The 5,967-nt window shown below is 61.6% G+C and carries 5 protein-coding genes and 1 pseudogene; all 6 read left to right on the top strand.

Annotation, left to right across the window (positions count from 1 at the left end; genetic code table 11):
- Positions 1-346 (top strand): annotated as a pseudogene (locus ABIZ35_RS20390) (carbamoyl phosphate synthase small subunit); the annotation flags it as partial.
- A 56-nt stretch (positions 347-402) separates the two neighbouring features.
- Entirely contained in the window at positions 403-1,773 is a 1,371-nt protein-coding gene (locus ABIZ35_RS20395) for a glycosyltransferase family 39 protein (RefSeq protein ID WP_348221764.1), read from the top strand.
- A gap of 122 nt (positions 1,774-1,895) precedes the next feature.
- The gene (locus ABIZ35_RS20400) at positions 1,896-2,369 is read left to right on the top strand and encodes a DinB family protein (RefSeq protein ID WP_348221765.1); all 474 of its coding nucleotides are present in this window, start codon (positions 1,896-1,898) and stop codon (positions 2,367-2,369) included.
- Between the two features lie 174 nt (positions 2,370-2,543).
- Positions 2,544-4,232, top strand: a complete 1,689-nt coding sequence (carB, locus tag ABIZ35_RS20405; protein ID WP_348221766.1) for a carbamoyl-phosphate synthase large subunit — start codon at positions 2,544-2,546, stop codon at positions 4,230-4,232.
- Positions 4,229-4,726 (top strand): 5-(carboxyamino)imidazole ribonucleotide mutase, encoded by a 498-nt coding sequence (gene purE, locus ABIZ35_RS20410; RefSeq protein WP_348221767.1) that lies wholly within the window; start codon positions 4,229-4,231, stop codon positions 4,724-4,726. The genes carB and purE overlap by 4 nt, the downstream gene beginning before the upstream one ends.
- Complete coding sequence (locus ABIZ35_RS20415; RefSeq protein WP_348221768.1) at positions 4,726-5,871, top strand: 5-(carboxyamino)imidazole ribonucleotide synthase; 1,146 nt, start codon at positions 4,726-4,728, stop codon at positions 5,869-5,871. The genes purE and ABIZ35_RS20415 overlap by 1 nt, the downstream gene beginning before the upstream one ends.
- The last annotated feature ends 96 nt before the right edge of the window (positions 5,872-5,967 follow it).

Here is a 5,967-nt window from a genome sequence, read left to right on the forward strand (position 1 = left end):
CATCTGCCTCGGCCACCAGCTGCTGTGCCGCGCGGTCGGCCTCGACACGTTCAAGCTGCCGTTCGGCCATCGCGGCGCGAACCATCCTGTCAAAGACTTGGAGACGGGCCGCGTCGTCATCACATCGCAGAACCACGGCTATGCGCTGGCGGCGGACGGCTTTGACGATCCCGACGTAGAAGTTTGGCAGATCAACCTGAACGACGGCACCGTGGAGGGCCTGCGCCACAAGACGCTGCCGGTGTTCTCCATCCAGTACCACCCGGAAGCGTCACCCGGCCCGGCGGACAGCCGAGGCTACTTCGGTCGCTTCCTGGAAATGATCGACGAGCAGAGGGCCAAATAAAGGCCACGCGCGCGCAAAACTGGCTCCTGGCGCTGATTGTCCTCGCTGCGATTGTCGTGCGGATCATCGGTCTCGCTGACGATCCGCCGATGTGGCTGTCATGGAGCAGCGGGATCTTCACGGACGAGGGCTTTTACACCCTCGACGCGCGCCACATGGCGCTGTTCGGAACGCTCGCGCCCGGCAACTTTCACGACCGTCTGCTGTCGCCGCTTCTGAGCCTCATCCAGGAAGCCGTGTTTCGGACATATGGCGCGAATGTCCTGACCGCGCGGGGCGTGTCCGTCGCCTTCAGCCTGCTGACGCTTTTGGTCTTCTGGCTGGGCCTGCGCCGAAGCGCGGGACGTCCGGTGGCGGACCTTGGCCTCTTGTTTCTTGCGCTCGCGACGCCGTACTTGCTCTATAACCGATTGGCCTTGCAGGAGACGCCGACGGCCTTCTGGCTTGTGGCGGCCTTTGCGGGCTGGTCCTATGGTGAAAGCGCCGAGGGGCGTAAACGCGCTGTGTGGTTTGCGCTCGCGGGAGCATCGCTTGGTATTGCAGTCGTCTTCAAGTCGCTTGCCGGAATCGCCGCGCCCGCGATCTTAATCGCCTGCATTTGGCGGCCCCAAGCCTCGGAGCGGCGCATTGGTCTGTGGAGCCTCGCGGGTTTTGCGCTTGTCATTGGGATGGAAGCCCTTCTCTGGACGATCCCGCACGGAAGCGAACTGCGCCGTATGAATGCGTACTTTGTTTCGCACCAGATCATGCCGCACTCGCCATTGTCCGTGTGGCTGAACATCCGGCGCGCTTTGTGGAACGGCGAACGCGGCCTGCTGCCGTATCTCTGCGCGTTCCTGCCGTCTGTCATTGTGCTGGTCGCCATCGCCGCGCGGCGTGTAAGAAGCCGTGTGTCTCTATTCATGTGGGCCTGGCTGGGTGGGGGACTGCTATTTTGCCTGCTGTCCAACTACGCGCCTAGCCGATACTATGTGCTGTTCCTGCCAGCGCTGTGCGCCCTGGCTGCCATCGGGGCGCGGTCGATTGGACGCCTGCCGCGCGTCGCATGTGTCTGCGTATTCATCGCAGTCAGCGGCGCATGGACCGTAAAGCAGGAGACGGAGCGCAGCGCGACGATCTTTCAAATGCCTTCCGATATCGTCCGCATGGTGGGGGTATCGTCCGATATCCGTCTTGTGGGAGATTTCGCCCCGGAGATTTGTCTGCACACGAAGTATTCCGCAGCGCCGGTGCAGCCGGGTCTGTCCAACGACGACCATCCCGTCGAGCGCTTGAACGCGACGTACATCGCTGTCACGCGCGCGCCGAAGTGGCGAGGGTGGTGGATCGCTCACTATCCGAATCTGGTCACGCCGAAGCACTTTGTTGGTACGGTACAGTTTGGCGGCGACGGGCGGTATGTGATTGATATTTACCGGGTGCATTAGGATGCCCCCCCGACCCCCACAGGGGAGCAAACCATAGGTATACTGGCGCGATTGAAACTCTGGATGAGACACGTTTTCGAAAATATGCTCTGCACCCCCTGTGGGGGCCGGGGGGCATCCTAATGCAGCTCAACGAACTCTATCCCTTCTGGGGAGACATCCATCAGGACTTGATCGACACCATTGAATCGCTGACCGAGCAGCAGCTTTCGATGCGGCCGGCGCCGCCGCTGCCGTCGGTTGCGGAGATCGTGATCGAGATGGTGACGGAGGTCCGATTCTATGTCGGACGCCTGATCGGCGGCAACGAGTATGAAGCGCCGAGACGGTCCGATTACGAGACGGCGCGCTCGCTCGTGGAACTGCTGACGGCCACGCGGGAATTAGAAGAAGTTGTGATGGCCCCGTTCTCCCGCGAGGGGTTGCGCGCAGTGCGTACGGTTCCCTCCAATCCCAAGGAGAACCGTCCGGAATCCAATATGAGCGTGGCGTGGCTGATCTGGCATGCGATGGAGCGCGAGATCTACCACTACGGACGTATTCGGCAGCGCGTGCAGGACGGCACGCGCGGAGCATTATACGGGCATTCAGTTTAACTAACCCACCCCCGGCCTTCGGCCGACCCCTCCCATGGAACTGGGTAGGGTATTGGAATTTATTTCGCGGGTGGCTTTCGTCCGAGAATCTCTAACAACCCTTCCCTGCTTCAAGGGAGGGGTGGCCCGAAGGGCCGGGGTGGGTCAGAATGATCCCCCGACGGAAAGACAATTATGCCTAAGAACCCAGATGTGAAGAAAGTGCTTGTGATCGGCAGCGGGCCGATCATTATCGGCCAAGCCGCCGAGTTTGACTACGCCGGCACGCAGGCGTGCCAGTCGCTGCGCGAGGAGGGCGTTTCGGTCGTCCTCGTCAATTCGAATCCCGCGACGATCATGACCGATCCCGAAACCGCCGACGCTGTTTATATCGAGCCGCTGACGGTGGAGTTCATCGAGCGGATCATCGCCAAAGAGCGTCCCGACGGTCTGCTGCCAACGCTCGGCGGCCAAACGGGCCTCAATATGGCGATTGCGCTGGCTGAGGCGGGCATTCTGGAAAAGTATAATGTCAAGCTTCTCGGCACGCCGCTCGCGACGATCCGCAAGGCGGAAGACCGCGAGATCTTCCGGGCGCTGATGCGCGAGATCGGCGAGCCGGTTCCAGAATCCTGGATTATCGAGGACGAAGGCGCACTCGTTGAACTGTCAAAACGCGACGGAAACCCCTGGCCGCTGATTGTGCGCCCTGCCTATACGCTCGGCGGCACCGGCGGCGGTATCGCCCGCACGCCTGAGCAATTGGTCGAGATTGGTTCGCGCGGTCTGAAGCTGTCTCCCAGCCACCAGGTCATGGTCGAGCGCTATCTCACGGGCTGGAAAGAGATCGAGTATGAGGTGATGCGGGACGCCGCCGACACCTGCATCACCGTCTGCAACATGGAGAACTTCGATCCCATGGGCATGCACACGGGCGACTCCATCGTCGTCGCCCCGTCGCAGACCCTTTCGGATAAAGAGTATCAGATGATGCGTACGGCGTCTCTGAAAATTATTCGTGCGCTCGGCATTGAGGGCGGCTGCAACGTGCAGATGGCGCTCGATCCCGACTCCTTCAACTACTATATTATCGAAGTCAATCCGCGTGTGTCGCGCTCGTCGGCGTTGGCGAGTAAGGCGACGGGGTATCCGATCGCTCGCGTGGCCTCGAAGATCGCCATCGGTCTGCGATTGGACGAGATCCAGAACGCCGTCACGAAGAAGACACTCGCGTGCTTCGAGCCGGCGCTGGACTACATCATCGTCAAGATCCCTCGCTGGCCGTTTGACAAGTTCACCGCCGCCGACCGACGTATCACCACGCAGATGAAGGCGACTGGGGAAGTCATGGCGATCGACCGCACCTTCGAGGGTGGATTGTTCAAGGCGATACGCAGCCTGGAGATCGGTCAGGTTGGCCTGCGGCCTAAGAACGGCGACTTACTGACTGACATGGAGATTGAGGCGGGATTGCAGAGCGCGACTGATCAGCGCCTCTTTTTGATCGCCGAAGCCTTCCATCGTGGTCTTCTCGTGGAGGAAGTGGCGGACCTGAGCGGCGTCGACCCCTGGTTCCTGATCAAGATCCAGCGCCTTGTGCAATTTGAAGACAAGCTGCGCGCGCAGGCGGCGCGCTTTCACCATGTGGAGACGCTGGACGAAGAAACGCAGGCGCTCCTGGTCGCCGCCAAGAATTTAGGCTTCGCCGACCGGCACCTTGTTGATATTCTGGGCGTGAAAGAATCTCAGATTCGCGCCTGGCGCAAGACGGCGAATTGCGCGCCGATCTACAAGATGGTGGACACTTGCGCCGCTGAGTTTGAAGCGGAGACGCCGTACTTCTACTCGTGCTACGGCGGCGAAACGGAAGGGGTATCGGCATGAGTGAACCGCAGCGCGCTCCTTTAGTGGCGGTGATTATGGGCAGCAAGTCCGATTGGGACACGATGCGCCATGCCGTTGAGATTTTGGCGAAGTTCGATGTGCCGCATGAGTTCGGCATCGTTTCCGCGCACCGCACGCCGGATCTCCTGAACGAGTTCTCGGCAAGCGCTGAAGGGCGCGGCCTGGAAGTAGTGATCGCCGGCGCCGGCGGCGCGGCGCACTTGCCGGGCATGGTGGCGGCGCAGACGCTGCTTCCGGTGCTGGGTGTTCCCGTGCAGAGCGCGGCGCTCAGTGGCATGGACTCACTATTGTCAATTGCCCAAATGCCCGGCGGCATTCCCGTGGGAACCCTCGCCATTGGTAAGGCGGGCGCGATCAACGCCGGCCTGCTCGCCGTCGCGATTCTTTCGAACACACGCCCGGCGCTGCGCGAAAAACTGCGCGCGTTCCGGGCCGAACAGACGGAAAAAGTCCTCGCGGAGACCCTGCCGTAATGTCCGACGCGATTTTACCCGGCGCCACCCTTGGTATTCTTGGCAGCGGCCAGCTCGGCCGGATGCTCGCCCTTGCGGCGCGTGAGATGGGATACAAAGTCGGTGTTTATTCTCCCGAAGCCAACTCGCCGACGGGACAGATCGCCGATATCGAAGTGATCGGTTCTTATGACGATCTGAACGCCCTGCGCGCTTTTGCGCGCCAGGTGGATGTGATCACTCAAGAGTTTGAGAATGTCCCCGTGGCGGCGCTGGACGCCGTGGGCGAGATCGTCCCGGTCCGCCCCGGCCGCGCCGCATTGCACACTGCCCAGCACCGCCTTCGCGAAAAGACATTTCTGCACGGCGCCGGCATCCCCTGCGCTCCGTTTCGGGCGATCAATACCGAAGATGATTTGATACAGGCCGTCGAAGAACTAGGAACGCCGTCGGTTCTGAAGACGGCGGGCTTCGGTTACGACGGCAAGGGACAGGCGAAGATCCTTCGGCCTGAAGACGCCGTCGCCGCATGGGACGCTATCGACCGCCAGCCTGCCGTCCTGGAAGGCTTTATCGACTTCGAACGGGAGCTCTCTCTTGTCGGAGCGCGTGGTGTGGACGGGGAATTCGTCCACTTCGGCCTCGTTGATAACACGCACGCCAATCATATTTTAGATGTGACCCTCGCCCCGGCGTCCGTTCCGGAAGCCGTTCTGCTCGAAGCCGAACAGATCGCGCGCACGATCTTTCAAGAACTCGAAGTCGTCGGCGTTCTCTGCGTCGAGTTTTTCCTGGGCCATAACGGTAATTTGATCGTCAACGAGATCGCGCCGCGTACCCATAACTCCGGGCACTGGACCATCGACGGATGTGTCACCAGCCAGTTCGAGCAGCAGCTGCGCGCCGTCTGTGGTCTGCCGCTCGGTTCGGTGGAGATGCTGCGTCCCGCCGCCGCGATGGCGAACCTGCTCGGCGACATCTGGCCCGCGAGCGGCGAGCCTGACTGGGCCGCCGCGTGCGCCATTCCCGGTGTCAAGCTGCACCTTTACGGTAAGGCGGAAGCGCGACCGGGCCGCAAGATGGGCCACCTGAACGCCGCCGCCGAAACCCCGGAAGCCGCCGCCGAACTCGTGCGCCGCGCCCGCGCGCTTCTCTCGCCGCGCTAAGGGAGGCTCTTGGAAAAGCCTAATTGAGAGTAGGATAGCCCCTCCGCCCCAATTCTGGGGGACCAGATTTCGGAGACTGGCATTTTCCGGTCCCCC

The sequence above is a fragment of the Capsulimonas sp. genome (assembly GCF_039929585.1).
GTDB lineage: Bacteria > Armatimonadota > Armatimonadia > Armatimonadales > Capsulimonadaceae > Capsulimonas.